The 20,763-nt window shown below is 46.7% G+C and carries 13 protein-coding genes; all 13 read right to left on the bottom strand.

Features of this window, described 5'->3' with window-relative positions:
- Positions 1-14: 14 nt before the first annotated feature.
- A complete protein-coding gene (locus J7E78_RS10245; RefSeq protein WP_215076056.1) occupies positions 15-1,865 on the bottom strand; it encodes an ABC transporter ATP-binding protein in 1,851 nt (616 codons plus the stop codon).
- Positions 1,862-3,634 (bottom strand): ABC transporter ATP-binding protein, encoded by a 1,773-nt coding sequence (locus J7E78_RS10240; RefSeq protein ID WP_215076055.1) that lies wholly within the window; start codon positions 3,632-3,634, stop codon positions 1,862-1,864. Before J7E78_RS10240 ends, J7E78_RS10245 begins: the two co-directional genes overlap by 4 nt.
- 324 nt (positions 3,635-3,958) lie before the next feature.
- Positions 3,959-7,651, bottom strand: coding sequence for a dynamin family protein (locus J7E78_RS10235; RefSeq protein ID WP_215076054.1), 3,693 nt, complete (start codon positions 7,649-7,651; stop codon positions 3,959-3,961).
- Between the two features lie 243 nt (positions 7,652-7,894).
- Positions 7,895-8,167 carry a hypothetical protein gene (locus J7E78_RS10230; RefSeq protein ID WP_017687779.1) on the bottom strand — a complete coding sequence of 91 codons (273 nt, stop codon included), beginning with the start codon at positions 8,165-8,167 and terminating at the stop codon, positions 7,895-7,897.
- Between the two features lie 23 nt (positions 8,168-8,190).
- Positions 8,191-8,886, bottom strand: a complete 696-nt coding sequence (gene nth / locus J7E78_RS10225) for an endonuclease III (RefSeq protein WP_036607558.1) — start codon at positions 8,884-8,886, stop codon at positions 8,191-8,193.
- 163 nt (positions 8,887-9,049) lie between these two features.
- Positions 9,050-11,788, bottom strand: coding sequence for an S-layer homology domain-containing protein (locus J7E78_RS10220; RefSeq protein WP_215076053.1), 2,739 nt, complete (start codon positions 11,786-11,788; stop codon positions 9,050-9,052).
- 72 nt (positions 11,789-11,860) lie between these two features.
- On the bottom strand, positions 11,861-12,532 hold the full coding sequence (locus tag J7E78_RS10215) for a GerMN domain-containing protein (RefSeq protein WP_215076052.1): 672 nt from the start codon (positions 12,530-12,532) through the stop codon (positions 11,861-11,863).
- A gap of 35 nt (positions 12,533-12,567) precedes the next feature.
- Entirely contained in the window at positions 12,568-13,977 is a 1,410-nt protein-coding gene (locus J7E78_RS10210; protein WP_215076051.1) for an N-acetylmuramoyl-L-alanine amidase, read from the bottom strand.
- Positions 13,978-14,235: 258 nt separating this feature from the next.
- Positions 14,236-15,642 (bottom strand): N-acetylmuramoyl-L-alanine amidase, encoded by a 1,407-nt coding sequence (locus J7E78_RS10205; protein ID WP_215076050.1) that lies wholly within the window; start codon positions 15,640-15,642, stop codon positions 14,236-14,238.
- Between the two features lie 322 nt (positions 15,643-15,964).
- Positions 15,965-16,567, bottom strand: a complete 603-nt coding sequence (gene leuD / locus J7E78_RS10200; protein ID WP_215076049.1) for a 3-isopropylmalate dehydratase small subunit — start codon at positions 16,565-16,567, stop codon at positions 15,965-15,967.
- A 31-nt stretch (positions 16,568-16,598) separates the two neighbouring features.
- Complete coding sequence (gene leuC, locus J7E78_RS10195; RefSeq protein ID WP_215076198.1) at positions 16,599-18,020, bottom strand: 3-isopropylmalate dehydratase large subunit; 1,422 nt, start codon at positions 18,018-18,020, stop codon at positions 16,599-16,601.
- A 372-nt stretch (positions 18,021-18,392) separates the two neighbouring features.
- Positions 18,393-19,850 carry a glycoside hydrolase family 1 protein gene (locus J7E78_RS10190; RefSeq protein ID WP_215076048.1) on the bottom strand — a complete coding sequence of 486 codons (1,458 nt, stop codon included), beginning with the start codon at positions 19,848-19,850 and terminating at the stop codon, positions 18,393-18,395.
- A gap of 45 nt (positions 19,851-19,895) precedes the next feature.
- Positions 19,896-20,735 carry a BglG family transcription antiterminator LicT gene (gene licT, locus J7E78_RS10185; protein WP_215076047.1) on the bottom strand — a complete coding sequence of 280 codons (840 nt, stop codon included), beginning with the start codon at positions 20,733-20,735 and terminating at the stop codon, positions 19,896-19,898.
- Positions 20,736-20,763 lie beyond the last annotated feature (28 nt).

Here is a 20,763-nt window from a genome sequence, read left to right as displayed (position 1 = left end):
GTCCAAGGAGTTCATCACAAAAATCTGTATTGAGCTTCTATTAATCCATTATAAACGCCTTGTTTTTGGATAAGCTGCTCATGGTTGCCCTCTTCTTTGATTTCACCATGATCCAGGACGATAATGTTATCTGCATTCCGAATGGTTGAGAGACGGTGAGCGACCATAAAGGACGTTCTTCCCTGCAACAGCACCTTTAACGCTTCCTGGATCTTAAGCTCTGTCTCCGTATCAATGCTGGCTGTAGCTTCATCCAGAATCAGTATGCGTGGATCAGCAAGCAGCGCACGGGCAAAGGATAACAGTTGTCGCTGTCCCATGGATAATACGTTCCCGCGTTCCTCTACTTCGGTATCATATCCGCCAGGCAGCTTCATGATGAACTCATGTGCATTGACTGCTTTGGCTGCGTCCTCCACCTCTTCATTCGTTGCATCCAGTCGTCCAAATCGAATATTGTCACGAATCGTCCCCGAGAAGATGAAGGTATCCTGTAATACAATGCTGATCTGGCTGCGTAAACTCTCTACCGTTACATCCCGCACATCCTGTCCGTCAATGGTGAGACGTCCGCCGGATATATCATAGAAACGACTGATCAGATTGATGATCGTACTTTTACCTGAGCCCGTATGACCAACAAGTGCAATCGATTGTCCCGCAGCCGCCGAGAAGCTGATCCCTTTCAGCGCCTGTCTGCCCTTCTCGTATTCAAACACAACATTTTCGAATGCGATATCTCCTTTAATAGAAGGAAGTGGCTTGGCACCTGGTTTATCCGCAATACTTGGTTTTTCATCCATGAATTCGAAGATACGCTCCGATGATGCCATCGCAACCAGCAACTGATTGTACATCTGTCCCAGACGGTTGATTGGGTCCCAGAAGTTGCCGACATAGTTGGCAAAGGCAACAAGTAATCCCACAGTCAATTGACCTTCCTGAATCAGATAAGCACCAAACCAGAAGAGGATTAATGTACCGAATCCGCCGGTAATCTCAATCAGCGGTCCGAAGCCCTGGTTCATCGCTGATGCTCTATCCCATGACTTTTTGCTGGACAGATTCATGTTGTCAAAATACTTCATGTTCTCTTTTTCCTGTGTGTAAGCCTGAGTCACTCGAATCCCCTGAATGGATTCATTTAAGTGGGAGTTAATCCGAGAGTTCTTCATGCGCACATCCTGCCAAGCCCGACGGATCAGCACCCGCAGTTTGGTCGAGATGATAAACATGATTGGCACCGTAATAATCACGGCAAGACCCAGTTTCCAGTTAATCAACAGCAAGATTACAATGATCCCGAGCAGCTGTACACAGTCGATCATGACGTTAACGGCACCGTTGGTAAACAGATCCTGAAGGGAGTTAATATCATTCGTAACACGCACCAGTACCGAACCAGCCGGTCTTTTGTCAAAAAAGTTAAAGGACAGCTTCTGGATATGCTTGAACAAATCCGAGCGAAGATCATAAATAACGCGCTGTCCGATAATGTTTGTCAGTTTGATCCGATACGTATTCGCAGCCCATTGAATCAGATACAACACAAATATGGAGCCTGCGATAAGATAAAGCATAGTCAAGCTTGGTAACCCTGTTGCAGGTGCGATGGCCCGGTCAATTGCCAGACTGATCAGAAACGGTACGGACAATTTCGTAATGGTGCCCAAGATCATCATTAGAATAACGAGTGGTAACAGTTGTTTTGCATAAGGTTTCATGTATGCAAACAAACGTCCGAATTCTTTCCAGTTAAACGGTTTTTCAATAATTTCATCATCCTGATACACAAATCGTTCATTCAGTTTCTTCTCAGAGGCCTCTTTTGCCTCGCGCCTGTCTGCTATCGTTTCGGCACTCATGAATTCACCTGCTCCCCAGCCTCCCGCTTACCGCGGGCAATATAATCTGCATATTGAATTTTATAAACATCCTGATATGGTCCAGGCACCTCAATGAGTTCGGTATGTTTGCCACGTTGTACCACGCGGCCTTCATCGAGCACCAGAATCTCATCTGCATGTCTCAGTGAAGATATCCGGTGTGCAATAATAAATGTCGTTCTGCCGCGCATGACTTCCTGGAAACCAGATTGAATCTCATGTTCCGTCTCCATGTCCACGGCGCTTGTCGCATCATCAAGTACCAAAATTTTCGGATTTTTCAGCAAAGCCCTTGCGATCGCAATCCGCTGTTTCTGTCCACCCGATAAACCCATGCCGCGTTCACCAACCACCGTGTCGTATCCGTCCGGGAACTCCATAATGAAGTCATGAGCCTTGGCCAGCTTGGCTGCACGGATGATCTCATCCATGGTGACATTCTTAAGTCCGTAGGAAATATTATTGCGAATACTGGATGAGAACAGGAATGTTTCCTGGAAAACAGAAGCGATCTGACTCCGCAAACTGCGAATACCTATATCTTTGATGTTTTTGCCATCCAGCTTGATCGTTCCCGAGTTCACGTTATATGCCCGCATCAGAAGCTGAATGATAGTCGATTTACCTGACCCTGTTCCCCCGAGGAAACCGATTACAGAACCGGGTGCAGCATCAAAGTTAATATCGGTTACCGCTGGCATTTTATTGCCGTAGGCAAAGGTAACGGATTCAAATGTTACATGGCCGTTGACCTGGTCTGCCTCCACAATGACCGGATCTTGCGTTTCTTCCACATCCACTGGCGTATTCAGCAGTTCGAGCACCCGTTCACCTGAAGCTTTGGATTGCGTATAGTTGTTGATATGAAACCCAAGGTTCCACATTGGACCGATTATGTACCAGATCAAACTGAAAAAGGCAACGAGTTCACCGAGTGTCAGCGTCTTCTGTATAACCATTCTTCCACCGATTATCAGCAACAGCACGATACTCACCGAAGCAAGAATCTCCATGATTGGAAAATAGCGACTCCACAATGTTGCGGCATGAATCTGATTTGTCTTGTAACGCTCATTACGTATGGAAAATTTCTCCACTTCATAAGGCTCACGTGCAAAGGATTTTACCGTACGTACGCCAGTGATATTCTCCTGTACCGCTGTTGTCAGTGAACTGAGTGCCAGCCGCATCTCCTGAAATGCAGGGTGAATTTTGGATTCGAATCTCAGCGCAACAAAGGCAAGTAATGGGATACATATGAGCGTGAACAGCGTCAGCTGCCAACTCATGGTGATCATCATGATTGCGCCAAATACGACCATGAAAACCATGTTGAGAATCTGGGCGAAACCAAATCCAATAAAGTTACGGATGGCTTCCAAATCTCCCGTGAGGCGGGACATCAGATCACCTGTCTTGGCCGTATCATAATAACGGAAGGATAAAAATTGAAGCTTTTCGTAACATGCGTTACGAAGTCTGTACGCCAGGAAGTTACCCAAGCGTCCTCCAAAAAAGCCATGTAAAAACTGCATTCCCGCTTTCAAAATAACTACACCTAACACAGTCAAAGCAATTATGGGAACGTCTTCAAAAGTGCGCGGAACAATGATGTCATCAATCAGTATCCTCAGCATGTACGGATACACCAACCCTAGTGCGGTCGCTATGGCGAGGAACAAGATTGATACAAATAAATACGTTCGCTTTTCCCAAAAAAAGGTTTGCAGTTGCCTAAGAACATCCATGTTTCTCCTCCTCTTATATCGTTCAAAAATACGATGAACATTTATGAAGTTTATCACCGTACCCCATTCGCGGCAAAGCGAATAACAGACCATATTCTGCCTGCTTTCAGCTTATTGACGCATTAACGAAGGTAAATACCCACCTTTCAATCAAATGTTTGAATATTCTCTTTATTTCAGGTTGTTCGTACCAAAAAAAGGCTCCCTATATGCCTTTTCGGCAGGGGCCTTTTTGGGTTGATTTTCACAACATTTTCAATGTGTTGCTGTATCATTCATTTTGTTTTACAAAGACTTCCAGAGAATACGCGTTATGCCGTGATTTTAACTGCGTTCAATCTGTTCCAGTTGGTTAGACAAGCTGGTCCATTGCTCCGCCGGAATTCCGCTCTCCAGTGTATCTTGAATTCCGCTCACCGCCTCGTCCAGACGTTCTTCCAACTGACGGGATTGGTGTTGCAAGGATTGACAGAGCTGGTTGTCATAAAACTGAATCAGCTTGTCTTGTGCAGCAGGAAGCACTTCAATGATCATCTGTTTGAGGACAGGATCCAGTGCCTCCTGTAACCGCTGACGCCCATCCCCTTCGAAGAACTGTTTCGGATTGCGGAAATAATTCAAATAGCTTTTCCATCCAGATGGTTCATCCAGACGAATTTCTTCAAGCACAGGGGTACTCCAGCGTTCGTTCAGTGGCAGTGACACATCCACGCCCCCTGATAACTGTCTCACCTCATCTATACAATCCGTAACTTGCTTCATCAGCCAGGTCTGACCCGCCTGTTCAAGTCTGAGGGTGGTAGCGAGCAGTTCCTGCTCCAGTTCAATGGCAATCATACGCAACAGTTCACGTCCACAGGCTGCAAAAGCCATCTTCAGATTGCCCCGATCCTCCCGAAGTACGGATGGATGGAATGCTTCTGCCATGAATAGGCCAAGGCGATAAGCAAGTCGCTGCCGCACATGGAAGAGCAGTTCTGCTGTTTCCTGTGACAGTTCTTCCTTCATGGATCGTGCTGCAAGTTGCTGTATGCGCTGGCGTGACTGTCCCTGAATGGTCTCCAGTTCATCCCGACGCTGCTGCAAGGCTTCCTCACCCTGAGCTGCATCCTCCGCGCGTTTCTTCAAACGCTGAATGACACGTGCCATCTCTTCGGAAGCGCCACCGACGGCAAGATCAGCTAATTCTCTGCCCGCAAATTGGTTGAACTCTTCCTCAAACCGGATAAATCCGGATTGCTCCAGCAGCTTCGAATCTCCGGCCATCTTGCCTTCCATCGCCAGGATGCTGGATACCGGGAAGAGTCGTGGTGCCCGAATTCCATTACTGCGCAGTTGGGTGCTCACATGATCGAGAACCTGCTCCAGTTCTTCCTCAGAGGAAGACAGGTCACTGGCATTCACAACAAAGAACATCTGATCCATGGCAGAACTATCCTTAACACGTCCCAACTGATTCAGGAACTGGCGATCTCCTTGGGAGAAAGCATGGTTGTAATACGTTACAAAAATGAGGGCATCCGCATTCTTCATATAATTGAAGGTTACACCCGTATGACGAGCATTCACGGAGTCCGCTCCTGGTGTGTCGACCAATACAATGCCTTGTTCAGTTACATCGCAACTGTAATACAGATCGATACTGTCTACAAAACAGGACTTTTTCTCGTTTGCCACAAAGTGACGATAACCGTCCAGATCCACCAGCACATCCTGACCTAACTGGTCCGCTGTTTCTTCCCAGCCGGCTGCCGCTGCCTGCAAAAAGCTGTAATGCGGGCGCCCCGCGGGGTGTACATCCTGTGGTGAGAGAGAGCGTACTCGCTTCTGCCACTCCGCTCCAGGCTCACCCAGTCCGAGCAGACGGAAGGAATAGCCGAGGTCTTCCTGGAAGGCCTCCCGGGTCTTCATGCGGACCCGGGCTGTTCCATGCTCCGCGCCCCCGGCAGGAGCCATGATCCGGTTAATCGCCGCTGTCGTTGGATGCGGCGAGACGGGTAATACAGCTTCGCCCAGCAACGCGTTGGCGAAGGAGGATTTGCCGGCGCTGAATGCTCCGAACAGCGCCAGAGTGAACGTGCCGCCCGCAAGCGAAGCCGCGCGTGCACGCAGATCCCGTACCGCCGACCCCATGGCGGGGTACGGCTCCACCAGCGCAGCAGCGGCTTCGAGCCGTGCCGCTGCTGCGTCCAGGCGTTGGCGGCGCTGCGCACCAGCCGCCGACGATGGCCCAGGCACCGCCGCTGCTACGACTGCGCGCTGCGCTGGCGGCGGTGCCGCTGGCGTCTGTGGCTGCACAGCCACAGACGCTGATGTGCCCGCATGCGGACCGGGAGCTTCGCCCGGTCCAGGCACCGCGGGCACGTGCGGGCCCTTCACCTCCGGCAATAGCCCGGAGGGAAGTGGGCCCGCATCGGGCAGCAGGCTGCGCAGCCCTGCTGCCTCTGCGGCGGCGCTGCGCTGGAGCGCCGTGTAGCGCGCCGCCGCCGCGGATTGCGCCAGCAGCGCTGCGCGGCTGGCGTCCAGCGCCTGGAGCGCGGCTTCGCCTCGCGCGCCCAGCGCTTCCAGCATGCGGTCGGCCAGCATCATGGCCGACCTGCGATAGCGGGCCTCAATCTCGCCCCGCACATCTTTACTGAACTGAATCACATACTCGGGAGATACCTCTGCACTGGCACTGCGTTTCATCTCCAGCAGTGCTTCATCTACAGCAGGCAGCTCTGTATTAAGCGCCTGCTCCCACTCCGCTCCCCATAGCTGATGGGATTCACCCAGCTGTCTAAGCATCGTACGAATATGTACCTCGACTTGTCCGGAAGCCTGATCCTGTAACAGTCTGACCAGCTCAGAAGCACGGCGTTGTTTCTCCTGCTCGGTTTTGCCACCAGAGAACAATAAGCCTACCCTGAAACCTGGTTTGCGGCTCTCCAAATAGGCGGCAGCCGACGCACGAATATCCGCAGGTGTAAGATTTGCATTTGCCAGAAGAGGTTCCAGCTCTGCCCGGAATTTCTCGCGCACTCGCGAAGGCCCGGTACGAATGTCTGCTGCTTGTTGATCAAGAAGCTCCAGCTCTCGTTCCAAGCGTTCAATTCCTTCCTTGCCACCAATCTCATCCAGCAGGGAATTCTCTTCGTCTTCACGTTTCTCCGCTTCTCTCGTCAGATGTTGCTCCGTTACATGACTGGCCGAACTTGCCAAACTGTGCGTAATTAACGCTTCCTTCTCTTGCATCATGTGACCAATGAGTTCCGGAAGCACATCCCACTGGTTGTAGCGATGCTGCTTGTCGCGGAGGGAAGTAAACAACAGTCCGTCATATCTGACTTCCCAGGCCGCAAATATAGCTTCGACACCTTCGGTATATTGGTCAAAAGAGAGCTCACGCTCCCGATGCTTGTCGATCTGGTTCACGATCAGAAACAGCGGCTTGCCCCAATCCGACAGACTCTTGGCAAATGAAAGGTTTGTCTCGGACTGAACATGGTTATAGTCCATGACATAGAAGACCACATCCGCCAGATGAAGCGCGGAATGGGTTGCGAGACTATGTCCGCGATCTGTTGAATCCACACCTGGTGTATCCAGCAGGACAGCATCATCTTTCAGCAGAGGAATATCATCCCATACCTCAATTGAGCTATAAGCTCCACCATTTTTGCAATACGCCTCCAATTCCTCTGGAGAAACTTCAAGTGCTCCTGCTCCATTGTCAGCGCTTACGTTTGGAGTAGTATAAATAAGCGCTCTTGGCTTACCATTACGTATGGATACCACATTTGCACTTGTTGGAACGGGACTTGAAGGCAGCACCCGCTTACCGCATAAACTGTTGATGAGACTCGATTTGCCTGCAGAGAAATGACCACAGAACGCAATCGTCAGATGTTTCATTTCCGCCTTGCTGATTAAATCCGTTATAGCCTGTACAGCCGTATGGTCCCCTGTCTGCTCCATCGCTTCACGCAGCGGAAGCAGAGGTTTGGCCATTTTTTTTGGGTAATCTGTTCTGGACATGACTGGCCTTCCCCCTGGCTCCTCTAATTTGACATCCATTTCGACGTCTATCTCTTTTACAACATTTATTTTAACATTATCAAGTTTGAATTTGAACGGTTGGAATTGAATATACATAAATGAACGTATAAGTTCTATAAATCTAAAAAAAATAAAACCGAACAAGTCGGTTTTATCTGTAATACGTTTTATACTCGGTATTTAGCAAAATTAATACAACAGAACCAATAGTGTAATCACTTCTTATGAAACTGCGTTCTCCATGGAAGGCAGCAAGATTTCAAATACTTGTCCATGTTGCAGAATTGTAATGTCTCTGCCTTTGTCTCTCATAACCACAACTTCTGGTTTAACGGACATACGCTCCAGATAATGTTCAGGCACGTCGCCAGAGTGGCTTACTGTGATGCCTTCTACTTCTTTTTCTTCATTTTCAGCCATTTCCTGTTCAACGATTTGTTCAAAGATATCGGAGAAGGCCTCAAAATTGTCAGTGTACACGGAAATGCATTTCATGATTATTCATCCTTTTCTGCTCATTAATTTATTTTTCGTTTTCGGGTGGTGACACGTTCCTTATCTTTCCTGATTTGGGACGTTTTCATACGTTTTTTCCCTTCCCTGCATATGTCCAGCAATGGACAGATATGACACGCAGGGTTCTGTGCCTTGCAATGGTAGCGTCCAAAAAATATAAACCGGTGGTGAGTTAAAGTCCACTCGTCCCGGGGTACGCGCTTCATTAGTTTCTTTTCGACTTCAAGTACGGAGTCATCCCAACCTGCAAGCGCCAGCCGCTTGGATACACGTTCAACATGCGTATCTACCGCAATTGCCGGTACTCCAAACGCATTGGAAACAACTACATTCGCGGTTTTCCGCCCGACACCTGGTAGCGTCACAAGCTGATCATGTTCCTGCGGTACATCACCGCCATACTGCTCTATTAAAATTCGGCACATGTTCTGAATATGCTTGGCCTTGTTCCGGTACAAACCGATTCGCCGAATATCCTGTTCCAACTCTTCGAGAGGAACCGCCAGATAATCTGCTGGGCTTCTGTACTTCTGGAACAAATCTGCGGTGACCTTGTTAACCGTTTCATCGGTGCACTGGGCAGACAAAAGGACAGCTACCGTCAATTCAAATGCATTGCTGTGATTTAATTCGCAATGTGCATCAGGAAACATTGCTTCCATAGTTTCGAGTATATGTCTAACCGTCGCTGCGTTCATGAAGAGCTACCTCCCACAAAATGACTCCACTCTGCGGAGCCTTACTTCGAAGCTTCATCCGAGTACTTTGCGGGGACCTCAAAAAGCTTGCAAAAAAAACGTCTTGATGCGGGAAAGATCCCGTATCAAGACGGTCATTCTTTTGATCCTCGAAAAGAAACGATTACTGTTTTTGAATCTCCAGAATAACATTGTTCAGGAGATACAATACAATATTATCATTATCTCTGAGAGATTGCACGCTTAAAGTATTGTCACCCTGGTGAACAAATACACTTGATCCGAGTGCAAAACGATAGTTCGTGTCTGCTGTCGTTTCCCGTTTAACCAAAATCTGGTTACCCACGCCATCATAAGACCAGAATTGTTTGCTCATGACAGTCAGTACTCTGAAACGTGTGGAATTATCCGTATCTTTTGTCATTTCCACACGATCTCCGACCGTAAGACTCGTCAATGAAGTTAATGTGGAGCCAGATTTTACGACTTTAACCGAACCGCTAACAGGCACGGTTTCAATCTGACCGTTAAACTGTTTGAGCGTTACAGATGAAGCATCCACCGCAGTAACTTCAGCTAGCGTACGCTTCACGACTTGAACCGCTTTTGGCGTAGCTCCTTCAAACGTTACATTAATCAGGTTGCCTGCTGTCAGTTGTGAAGTCGTGATCGTCTGACCACTCTCTCCTGTCAGTACTGCTTGATCCACGTAGAACTGACTAGTCAACAGATCGGATTTTACTCGAATACGACTATTTGCTTCCAAGGCAACCACTTCGAATTGAGCCACAGTGTTCAGCGCAACCTTCTGCACTACATCCTGATTTGCTCCAAGCGTTACGGTCACTTTGTCACCAATCTTCAAATCTCCCAGACTTGCGCCCGATTTGTTATAGATCTCAACCGTAGGTGCTGTAGTATAAGGCACTGTAATCGTCTGATTACCAGACAACACACTGATTTTTCTGCCCGTTGTGTCAATGTTGCTGATCGTACCTTCATACTTGTAAATCACTTTAACGGACAATGCACGTGTTCCCACATAGGTCAGATCCAATTTGCGGCCATCATTTAAAATCGACTCCAGACCAGCGAGTGTAGGTTTGGTCGTATTGTAGTCCAGTTTGGTTTTTTCGTCCAATGTAAATACAAACGGTTTTTTGTTGTTGTCCAGTACGGTAAGTACCTTTGTTTTGCTGTTGTAAGATACAACCGTTACTCCGTTCATAGGTTCCATTTGACGTCCAATCACCTGAATACGCGTTACCTGATCGTCAGCGTTTAATGACAACTCCACCTGATCCCCGTTCGTTGCATCTGTGATGAGATCATTTAGCGTCGCATCCTGAATACCATTAATAATAACTTCCGGCTTTTCAGTCAGCAGTTTCGCCTCAAGGGAGCCCCCTTCACGTTTGAACGTTAACGTGGACTGGTTGCCACCGATCTCAACCAATGTTCCGCGCACAGATTGCTCCACACCTTGAGACAATGTGATAGTTTGCAAAACACTGTCATTTACGGTGTATTTCACGGCACTGCCGGCTTTGAGATCAGCCACTGACATGATACGGTTTTGATATGTGATAAGAAGATTGTCATTGTATGCAAACTGCTCTGTTGCACCCGCTGCATTGACAAGTTTGATCGTTTTGCCAGAAGTGGATACTTCAGCAACTACGCCATTGTCACTCTTGTTAACAATGCCGGATTTCACACGAATAGCGACTGTTTTTTTGTCAGTCGAGAACGTCTCACGCTGTACTTCGATGATGCTATCTGCCGTAATATCGGACAGTTTGATTGCATTACCATTCTGATCGATGAATGCAGTTGCCTCATCATAACTGTACGTTTCGTAATTCTCGCCCACAAAGATACCAATCTTATTACCAGACAATGAACGTGCAAATGTACCTTCAACACTTTCCACCTGTGGTGTAGCATCCACAACTTCCACATAGGAAGCCCCACCTGCCGAACCTATAACCATAACTTTCGTATATAGTTTCACATCTGTGGCGGAAGCACGAGTTTCACTGTCTTTCGTAAAGTAAGGCGTACTGCTGTTCACTGCGAAGTTAACGGCTTTACCGTCCACAACCAGCGTGATCTGCCCATCTTTTAATCCAGTCACATAACCCGTGGATGTGTTCGGGTACTTAGTATCCGTTAACGATTCACCACGACTGAAGAAGGTAGCCAGTTGAGCACGGGTTACGGAACCGGTTGGATTGAATTTGTTACCTTCCACACCTTTGGCCAGATCCAGGCTAACAGCCAGATTGACATAACCTTTACCACTTTCGGAAATACTTGCATTATCAGCAAATCCGGTAGATTGATTGTTTTGTGCCTTGGCTTCAGCATCTTTGTCCAGTGAACGGATTAACAATTTCGTAATCCATTCCCGTGAAGCCGGCTTTTGACCCCAGGATGTCTTGGATACATCCACCGTTGATTCTTCCGTCTTGTCAATCAGTCCCAGTTGAAGTGCCAGCGCGACATATGGCTTGAAATAATTTCCCACTTCCATGTTTGTCGGTAATGCCGCAGCCGTATCGGTATTCAACTGGCCCTCTTGATTCATAAAACGGATTGCCATCGTTACAGCTTCTTGCTGTGTTACCGCGTCTCCTGGACGGAACAGGCCGTTGTTACCGAGAAGAATGCCTTGATATGCCAGTTTGTACACATGTTTTTCAGCCCAATATCCGACCTTGATGTCACTGAACAAACTAGTTGGTGCAGCCGTATTTGTTATTGCAGCAGTCTGACCCTGCCCCGTTTCAGTTGATTCTGCTGCCATGGCAGCTCCGCCGGCGCTAAGAGCCATCATGCCTGCAAGCACGGCTGATACTACTTTTTTAGAGTGTGATGAATTGTTATATTTAAAAGTCACCTATGATTCCCCTCTCTCATGTAAAACGACCCATATTCCGTGGATTAACGGTACAACAGCATGCTGTTTAGCCTATTCGGATCTTGTCATTGGATGTTCAAGATCCACATGGCCCATCAGACTCTCAGTCTGCTGACCATCCACCAGTAACTCAAGTGATTTCACTTCGTCAAACTGGAAGAACGTTTGTTTTAGGGCATCCAGCGCATAAGATTCCCCACCTGCTCCAAGACGTGCCGTATCTGGCATATGAATATCCAGCGTAAGAGCTCCATCCTTGAACTGTACAGATTTCAATTCAATTTCTTTAGCCCACAGTGGAACTAATTTGTCGTCTTTGCTCTGTTGCAATGATTCAAAGGCAGCTTTGTATTTTGCATCCTCCGATGCATATGAAATCTCTACCGAAGCTTTGTGCAACTCCAGTTCTTCTTCATCTGTATAGATTACAGTGATCGTTTTCTTTTCATTACCTTCGGAAGTTGCTGGCGTCTCCGTGGACGTTCCGCTAGGCGGAGTAGTCGTCTCTTCTGAGCTGCCTTCCGTGGATTCTGTAGATGTTGTGTTCTCTTCAGGTTCAGCGGTTACCGGTTCAGTAATTGTTTCGCCTTCAACCTCGGTTACATTGGTCTCGGTTCCTGCGCCTTGCGTCTGATTCGGAGCGGCTGTTGGCTTGCTTCCACATCCAGCAGCAACTGCCATAACCGTAACCAGCAAGGCTGCAATCCATATTTTCTTGTTCATTCTAACTCCGCCTCCTCAACATAAGGGCTTGTCCCTTATTTAATTCCCAGATACTCCTTGATTCCTGCAACAATCCCTTTGGCAACACTGTTCTGGAAACTCTCGGTGAACAGGGCAGCTTCGTCGCTCTTATTGCTAAGGAATCCACCTTCCAGCAGAACTGCTGGCATTGTCGTTTCACGGGTTACATGGAGACTTGCCGTTTTTACTCCACGATCTTTCAGTCCGGAAGACTGCAAAAGATACTTGTGCATTACAGTGGCAAGTGCTTTGCTGTTGGAGCGTGTATAGAATGTCTCTACACCGTTCGCAGCAACTGGGCCACTGTTAGCATGAATGGAGATAAAGATATCCGCTTTTATATCTTGTGCAATCTTCACACGTTCTTTTAATGCCAAAAATGTATCATCGCTGCGCGTTAACACAACGTCAATTTTGGATTCTTTTTTCAACAAGGCTTCCACTTTCAGAGCCATTGCCAGATTGAAGTCTTTTTCACGTTTACCAGTTACACCAATTGCCCCAGGATCCTGATCTCCGTGACCTGCATCAATAACAACAACTTTTTTGCCATTATTACCAACTGGAGGAGCAGGAGTACCACTTTGATTGTCGAGGTTAATCATGATTAGTCCAGAATCATTTTGCACACTGTACCCTTTCGAACTGGACAGATCGATCACAAAACGAAGTGTGGACGGACTGTTGCTGTATAACGAGTAACGAATCTTAGACACATCCGGATAGCCGCTAACGACGAGTTGTCCATTCTGGTTGCTGTCTAGAGCCTGTCCTTCACTGAATGAATCAGCAAATGCGGTATTCGGCAAGTCTATAACGATCCGATCTGGTCCTGTCATCGTGAAGACGTTCGGCTTCGTACTTCCGCTTGTTGCTATCATGAGGCGGTTGTCGCTGAAGCTGATGCCGTTCACCAGTACAAGACCTTCCTGATTCGATCCCCCGCCATTATTGCCAGAGTTCGGAGGAGTGATTGTCCCGTTTCCGGAACCTGAATTCTGGGTAACTAATGTTACCGTCTTCGTGGTATTGTTCCAACCCACCTTAAGACCCATTTCCTCACCAATAAATCGGAGAGGCACGAGTGTAGTACCGTTTTTCACGAGTGGCGGGGCATCCAGGGTTACGTTACTGCCGTTCACCGTTGCCGTCTTCTGTCCAACAATCATCTGCATGGCAGTGTTGTCTTTGCTGATAGTCACCGTTTGCGTTTGCTGCTTCCACTCCACGCTATACCCAAGATTTTCGGACACAACCCGGATCGGAACCATCACCTTGCTGTTGATAATTTCCGCTTTTGTATCCGATGGCTGCACGATTTCTTTTCCGTCCAGGATAATTTTCGTGTCTGTTGCTGCGTGACTATAGCCCGGTAATACGAGCCCAAAGACAAATAACAGTACCAAAAAACCGAACTTCTTCATCCTTCACCCCTACCATTCTCATATTTTTTCGCCGCATGTTGTCATTTTCCAACTCCGACTGACCGCTTGGGCATTACCAGACACCTATTAGACGCCCCACGCTCTCAAAAGTTGCGAATATATTCCAACATAACAGAAAAAAAACGTTGTCAGATCAAGCTTTTTTTACATTTTAATGTCTTCTTTTTACCTTATTTATCAAGTATACATCTCTAAACAACGTACTATCCTAACCTTCATATTTGCGCATAATTCAATTTACAGTCCCAAAAACTCAACGATTCCGTCCACAATCGCCTGTGCACATTTGTCCTGGTATTCTTCCGTGAGCATGACTGCTTCATCTGTAGGGTTACTTAAAAAACCAAGTTCAAGTAACACAGCAGGCATGGTTGTTTCACGCGTCACATGCAGACTAGCCGTTTTAACCCCACGATCCTTGAGTCCTGTTACCGGTAACACATATTTGTGAAGAGTGTCAGCCAAAGCCTTGCTTTCTTTACGACTGTAGAGCGTTTCAATGCCGTTTGGTACCGGTGTAGTGAATTTGTTTCCATGAATGGATACAAAAACATCTGCCTGATTCAATTCAGCAATATCCACACGCTGTTTGAGCGAAAGTTCTGTATCATCCTGGCGTGTAATGACCGTTTGAATATTTTGGTATTGTTGCAGGATTGCCTGTACCTTCAGCCCTACAGCCAGATTGAAATCCTTCTCATAAGCTCCTGACAGACTCACTGCACCCGATTGACGACCACCATGTCCCGGATCAATGACCACAATCGTTTTACCATCATTCGTAGGTACTGCCGGTTGGCTTGTCGGTTCTCCACTCGTGGCTGTCAGGTCAACGAGCAAGACATTGTTATCTCCAACAGACCATTTGGCTGTAGCCGTCTGATTCAGATCCAGAACGACACGAACGGTAGAAGGCGATTTACTGAACATGGCATACCGGACTTTGGAAACGATTGATGAATCCGTAACGAGAATCTGTCCACTGCCATCCGGATTAGATGCTTGTCCCTGAATGAATTCCTGAGAGAATGTAGCTGAAGGCAGATCAACAATAATTCGGTCTGGCCCACCAATACTGGATACTTTGGGGCTAATATTACCGTTTGTTGCTACAATCAACCGATCTCCGCTGAAGCTGATCCCTTGAAGTTCTGTCAGACCATCCGGGACAGGTGCCACGGCGGGGTCACTGTCACCTTCCGTTCCAACTACGGGAGGAATACTAAATAGGCTTACTGTCTTGGTTCCATTGTCCCAGCCAACACGCAGACCCATGCCTTCTCCAACAAAGCGTAATGGAACAAGCGTAGTTCCCTGTTTGATCAGTGGGGGCGAATCCAAGTTCACCACGTTTCCATTCACTGTAGCTGCATCTTTGCCAGCGGTCATTTGAATGGTGCTGCTTCCTTTTTGAACCTGGACTGACTGAGTTTCCTTCTCCCACTTCACCTTATAACCCAGGTTCTCGGATACAATTCGAATTGGAACCATGACCGTTTTTCCGATATTCTCTGCAGGTGCACCCGTCTTCTGGTTAATGGTTACACCGTCGAGTACAATCGAGGGAGTGGTGTCTGCATGGGCCATGACTGGGAATAAACATAGGAACAGAAGAAAAACGACTGCTACCGACCATTTTTTCATACCTCATCCACCATTCTTTTTGTCTTTTGAACATCCGACCTGATTCTCTGCAGCGTAACATCAATGACACTATGTAACCTTCCATAATCTACTAATCAGTTTATCAGATATTGTCTAATCATCCGGTTACAACGTTGTCATATTTAGTCGGAAACAAGATAATAAAGCAGATCACATTTAAGAATATAATCTCTTTTACACGAATGTGTATCGATCTCGTGTCAAGCAAGCTTCTGAAATTACAAAAAAGCTTCTGTCTCACCGATGGGAACAAGGTCCCTTGGGCGAGGCAGAAGCTTTCTGCTATGCAATACTTTAATGATTAACCGAACAGTTTTGCCGCGTGGCGTTGTTCGTAAGCAGCGATCTCATCATCATGTTGAAGAGTGAGACCGATATCGTCCAGTCCTTGCAACAGGAATTGACGACGGTGCTCATCCAGATCAAAATCGATATGCAGTCCGTATGCATCGGTGATCGTTTTATTTTCCAGACTTACATTCATCTCATAGCCTTCATATGTCGCTGTACGTTGGAATAAGTCTTCAACTTGCTCTTCTGACAACTTGATTGGCAAAATTCCGTTCTTGAAACAGTTATTATAGAAGATATCTGCAAATGATGGTGCAATCACGCAGCGGAATCCATAGTCCATAATCGCCCATGGCGCATGCTCACGAGAAGATCCACAGCCAAAGTTGGCGCGAGAAATCAGGATGGATGCTCCTTCGTAACGAGGTTTATTCATTTCGAAGGAAGGATTGTTGTTCCCCTCCTCATCAAAACGCCATTCATAGAACAAAAATTGTCCAAATCCCGTCCGTTCAATGCGTTTCAAAAATTGTTTAGGAATGATTGCATCTGTATCTACATTGACCCGGTCTACCGGTGCAACGATGCCTTGCAGTGTTTTGAATTCTTCCATATGATCCGTTCTCCCTTCTATCCGTTATTGGTTAGATAACCGCTTCTGTTTTGAAATTCCAGTCACGTACATCTACGAAGTGACCTTTAACTGCCGCTGCTGCTGCCATTGCCGGAGATACCAGATGTGTACGTCCTCCGCGCCCTTGGCGCCCTTCAAAGTTACGGTTGGAAGTCGAAGCACAACGTTGACCTGGCTGCAATACATCCGGGTTCATTGCCAGACACATGCTGCATCCTGCATCGCGCCATTCAAATCCAGCTTCCGTAAAGATTTTATCCAAGCCTTCTTTTTCCGCCTGGATTTTAACTCGTCCCGAGCCTGGGACAACGATTGCTGTAACATTACTGGATACCGTGTGACCTTTGGCTACTTGTGCAGCAGCACGCAGATCCTCGATCCGTCCATTGGTGCAAGAACCGATAAATACGTAGTCAATTGGAATTTCGGAAATTGGAGTTCCAGGTTCAAGCCCCATATATTCAAGCGCCTTTTCAGCCGCTTTACGTTCATTTTCTGTTGGCAGTTCAGCTGGAACAGGAACTTTAGAAGAAATGTCGGTTCCCATGCCAGGGCTTGTTCCCCAAGTTACTTGCGGAATCAATGTTTCCACATCGATTTCAACCACATGGTCAAATTCAGCACCCTCATCTGTTACAAGCTGTTTCCAACCTGCTACAGCTTCATCAAACTTGGCACCCGCAGGTACGTACTCACGTCCACGCAGATATTCGAATGTCGTTTCATCTGGAGCGATCAAACCAGCTCTTGCTCCACCTTCAATGGACATGTTGCAGACCGTCATACGCTCTTCCATGCTCAGCTCACGAATGGATTCGCCTGTATACTCGATAACATAACCTGTTGCAAAGTCTGTACCGTATTTTGCAATAACTGCGAGGATCATGTCCTTCGCTGTTACACCCGGATTACGTTTGCCGACAAAACGAACTTCCATCGTTTTGGCTTTGGCTTGCTGCAAACATTGGGTTGCCATAACATGCTCTACTTCACTCGTTCCGATCCCGAATGCCAGTGCGCCAAACGCACCGTGGGTGGATGTATGGCTGTCGCCACAGACAATCGTTTTGCCTGGATGAGTCAGACCCAATTCAGGTCCCATAACGTGCACAACACCCTGGTCAAGGGAATCCAGATCATACAATTTCACACCGAAGTCACGGCAGTTTTGCGAAAGTGTATCGATTTGTTGTTTCGAAATCGGATCAGTGATGTTGAAACGATCCTTGGTTGGAACGTTGTGGTCCATTGTTGCAAATGTAAGCTCAGGGCGACGGACTTTACGTCCGCTCAGACGAAGACCTTCAAATGCCTGTGGAGAAGTTACTTCGTGCACCAGATGCAGATCGATATACAGAATGCTTGGTTTGCCTTCTTCTTGATGAATCACGTGATTTTCCCAAATTTTCTCAAACATCGTTTTTTTACTCATCATTTTCACCTCATTATAAGTTCGGTCCTTGGAAGAGCCTCGTGTTTCCTTTAAAAAGTGAAGCTCTTGAATGACATAAATATATCACCCTGTCCTTCATTGTTCCAAGATATAATATCTATAGATGTAATAGGTTTAACCTATAATGCGAAAAAGGCAAATAAACCACTGCTCTAGGCAGAGGTTTCAATTGATAACAATTATCATTATCAGATAATTCTTATACTACGTTTCCGCTGCTTCGCTGTCAATGCTTTTTATCTAGAACATAAAAAAACAGCCCTGAATCCAGAGCTGCTTTGCTAGTTTCTGTTATAAAATGAAAATGATCATATCAACGCCCACTATGAGAGTACTTGTCCTACTACTGTATTACAAACCGTTATTCGCAATCAGATCTTTGTACCAATAGAAACTCTTTTTGCGTTTTCTCTCGAGTGTTCCATTGCCGTCATTATCCTGATCTACATAAATAAAGCCATATCTTTTCTCCATCTCTGAAGAAGAATAACTGATCAGATCAATCACTCCCCAACTGGTATAGCCCAACAGTTCAACACCGTCCAGAATCGCCTCATGCATCTGTTCAATGTGAGAGCGGAAATAATCAATACGATAATCATCCTGAATGCTACCATCAGCTTCAATCGTATCTACGGCTCCAATCCCATTCTCAACGATAAACAAAGGCACCTCGTAACGGCTGTACAGTTCATTCAGTGAGATGCGCAGACCTACCGGGTCAATCTGCCAGCCCCAATCATTCGTTTGGAGATAAGGGTTCTTCACCCCTCCAGTTGTATTGCCACTCACCTGCTCCAATCGGTCGCCATCCACACTTGATACGAGGGACATATAATAACTGAATGAGATAAAGTCCACAGTGTGTACTTTCAGAATCTCCTCATCCCCCTCAAGCATATCGAGGTTAATCCCTTTTTCGGCAAAAAATCTCTTCGTAAAGTATGGATACGCTCCTCTCACCTGTACGTCCGTAAACATAAGATTGAATTGATTATCCCGGGAAGCAACGAGTACGTCTTCGGGATTACATGTATGAGCATACGTCGTCAGTTTGGTAAGCATACATCCGATCTGGGAACCGGGAATGATCTCATGACAGTATTTCACTGCGAGCGCACTCGCTACAAATTGATGGTGCAACCCCTGATATACGGCCTGCTCCACATTTTCGAAACGCTCTGGAACAATACCACCGCTCGTAAACGGATGACGAACAATGCTGTCAATTTCATTAAATGTAATCCAATACTTCACTTTGTTCTTATAACGGGTGAACACGGTTTTGCAAAAGTGAACAAAATAATCGACGACTTTCCGATCCGTCCATCCACCGTGGTGATTCACCAGATACATCGGCATCTCGTAATGTGACAACGTAATCAATGGTTCAATCCCTTGTTTCAGCATGGCATTAATAACACGGTCATAGAACTGCAAACCGGCTTCATTCGGCTCTGTTTCGTTGCCATTCGGGAAAATTCGGGTCCAAGCAATAGATAAGCGCAACGTTTTGAGACCCATCTCCCCAAACAGGGCTATATCCTCCTCGTAACGGTGGTAGAAATCAATGCCTCTGCGTTTCGGATATTCTCTATCCGAGGTAGATTCCATCCCAGCCTTGATCTGTTCTTCTGTGATCACATTATGTTTCTTATACTCACTCTTGGCCACACCTTTTCGATAGATAGCAATGTCGGCTGTAGATAGACCTTTGCCGTCCACATTCCAGGCCCCTTCCGCCTGATTGGCAGCTATTGCCCCTCCCCATAGAAAATCTTCTGGAAACCTTCTTGTTGTAGTGGTCATTGTGTATTCCTCCCTCGATTAACTCTGTGACTCTTTCTTTCTTGCTTAATTACGACTCATGACTCGATTGATATGAATAATCAAATACATCATCTCCTCATTGGAGATCGTATGTTCAAACCGGGCTTCAATATAATCCTTGATCAGAAGTACGCAGGCTTCTTCCTGCGGATATTTACTCGCGATCTGCTCAAAAAGCTCATGATCCTGCGTGTTTAACGTTTTATGCTCAAAAAGCCTTTGAATAAAAAACTGCAAATGGGTCAAAAAGCGTGAATAGTTGATGCTGTGTGTATCCAGCTCCACGTGAGAGTGAATTTTGATAATATTGAGTACATCCTTGACGGTGTTGGTCATCAGCATGACCTGATTCATATTGTCATCATTCTGCTGGGCATTAACGAGATGAAAGGCGATATTGGCCGCTTCCTCTTCAGGCAGGGAGAGACCAAGCTGTTTTTGAATGAGAGACAGGCCGTGCAACCCGATACTGAACTCCTGCGGATAGAACTTTTTCACTTCCCACAACATTCGGTTCTGGATCGTCATATTGTCCTTGAATCGCTTCATGGCCATATACAGGTGATCCGTTAATGCGACATAAAGATGATCACTCAGATGGCGGGACAATGTATGTTTGGCATGGGAGATGATTTCATCAGCCAGAATCAGATATTCTTTTGGCGTTTCCTTCATCAGGGCAGTGAGATCCGAAGAGATCGTTTCATTTTCAAGAACATAGATCTTCTCGATCTCCTCCTCGCTCACGACATCTCCCGGTTTGCTCCTGTAGCCAACGCCCTTTCCCATCACAATAACTTCCTTGTCATCCTCACCACGTCTGGCGAGAACAATGCTCGAATTCAGTATTTTTATGACTTCCATATCAGGCTGCCTGCCTTTCATTCATATT

It is taken from the genome of Paenibacillus polymyxa, assembly GCF_018614975.1.
GTDB classification, from domain to species: Bacteria; Bacillota; Bacilli; order Paenibacillales; family Paenibacillaceae; genus Paenibacillus; species Paenibacillus polymyxa_E.
This window is presented reverse-complemented; position numbering and strand designations above follow the sequence as displayed.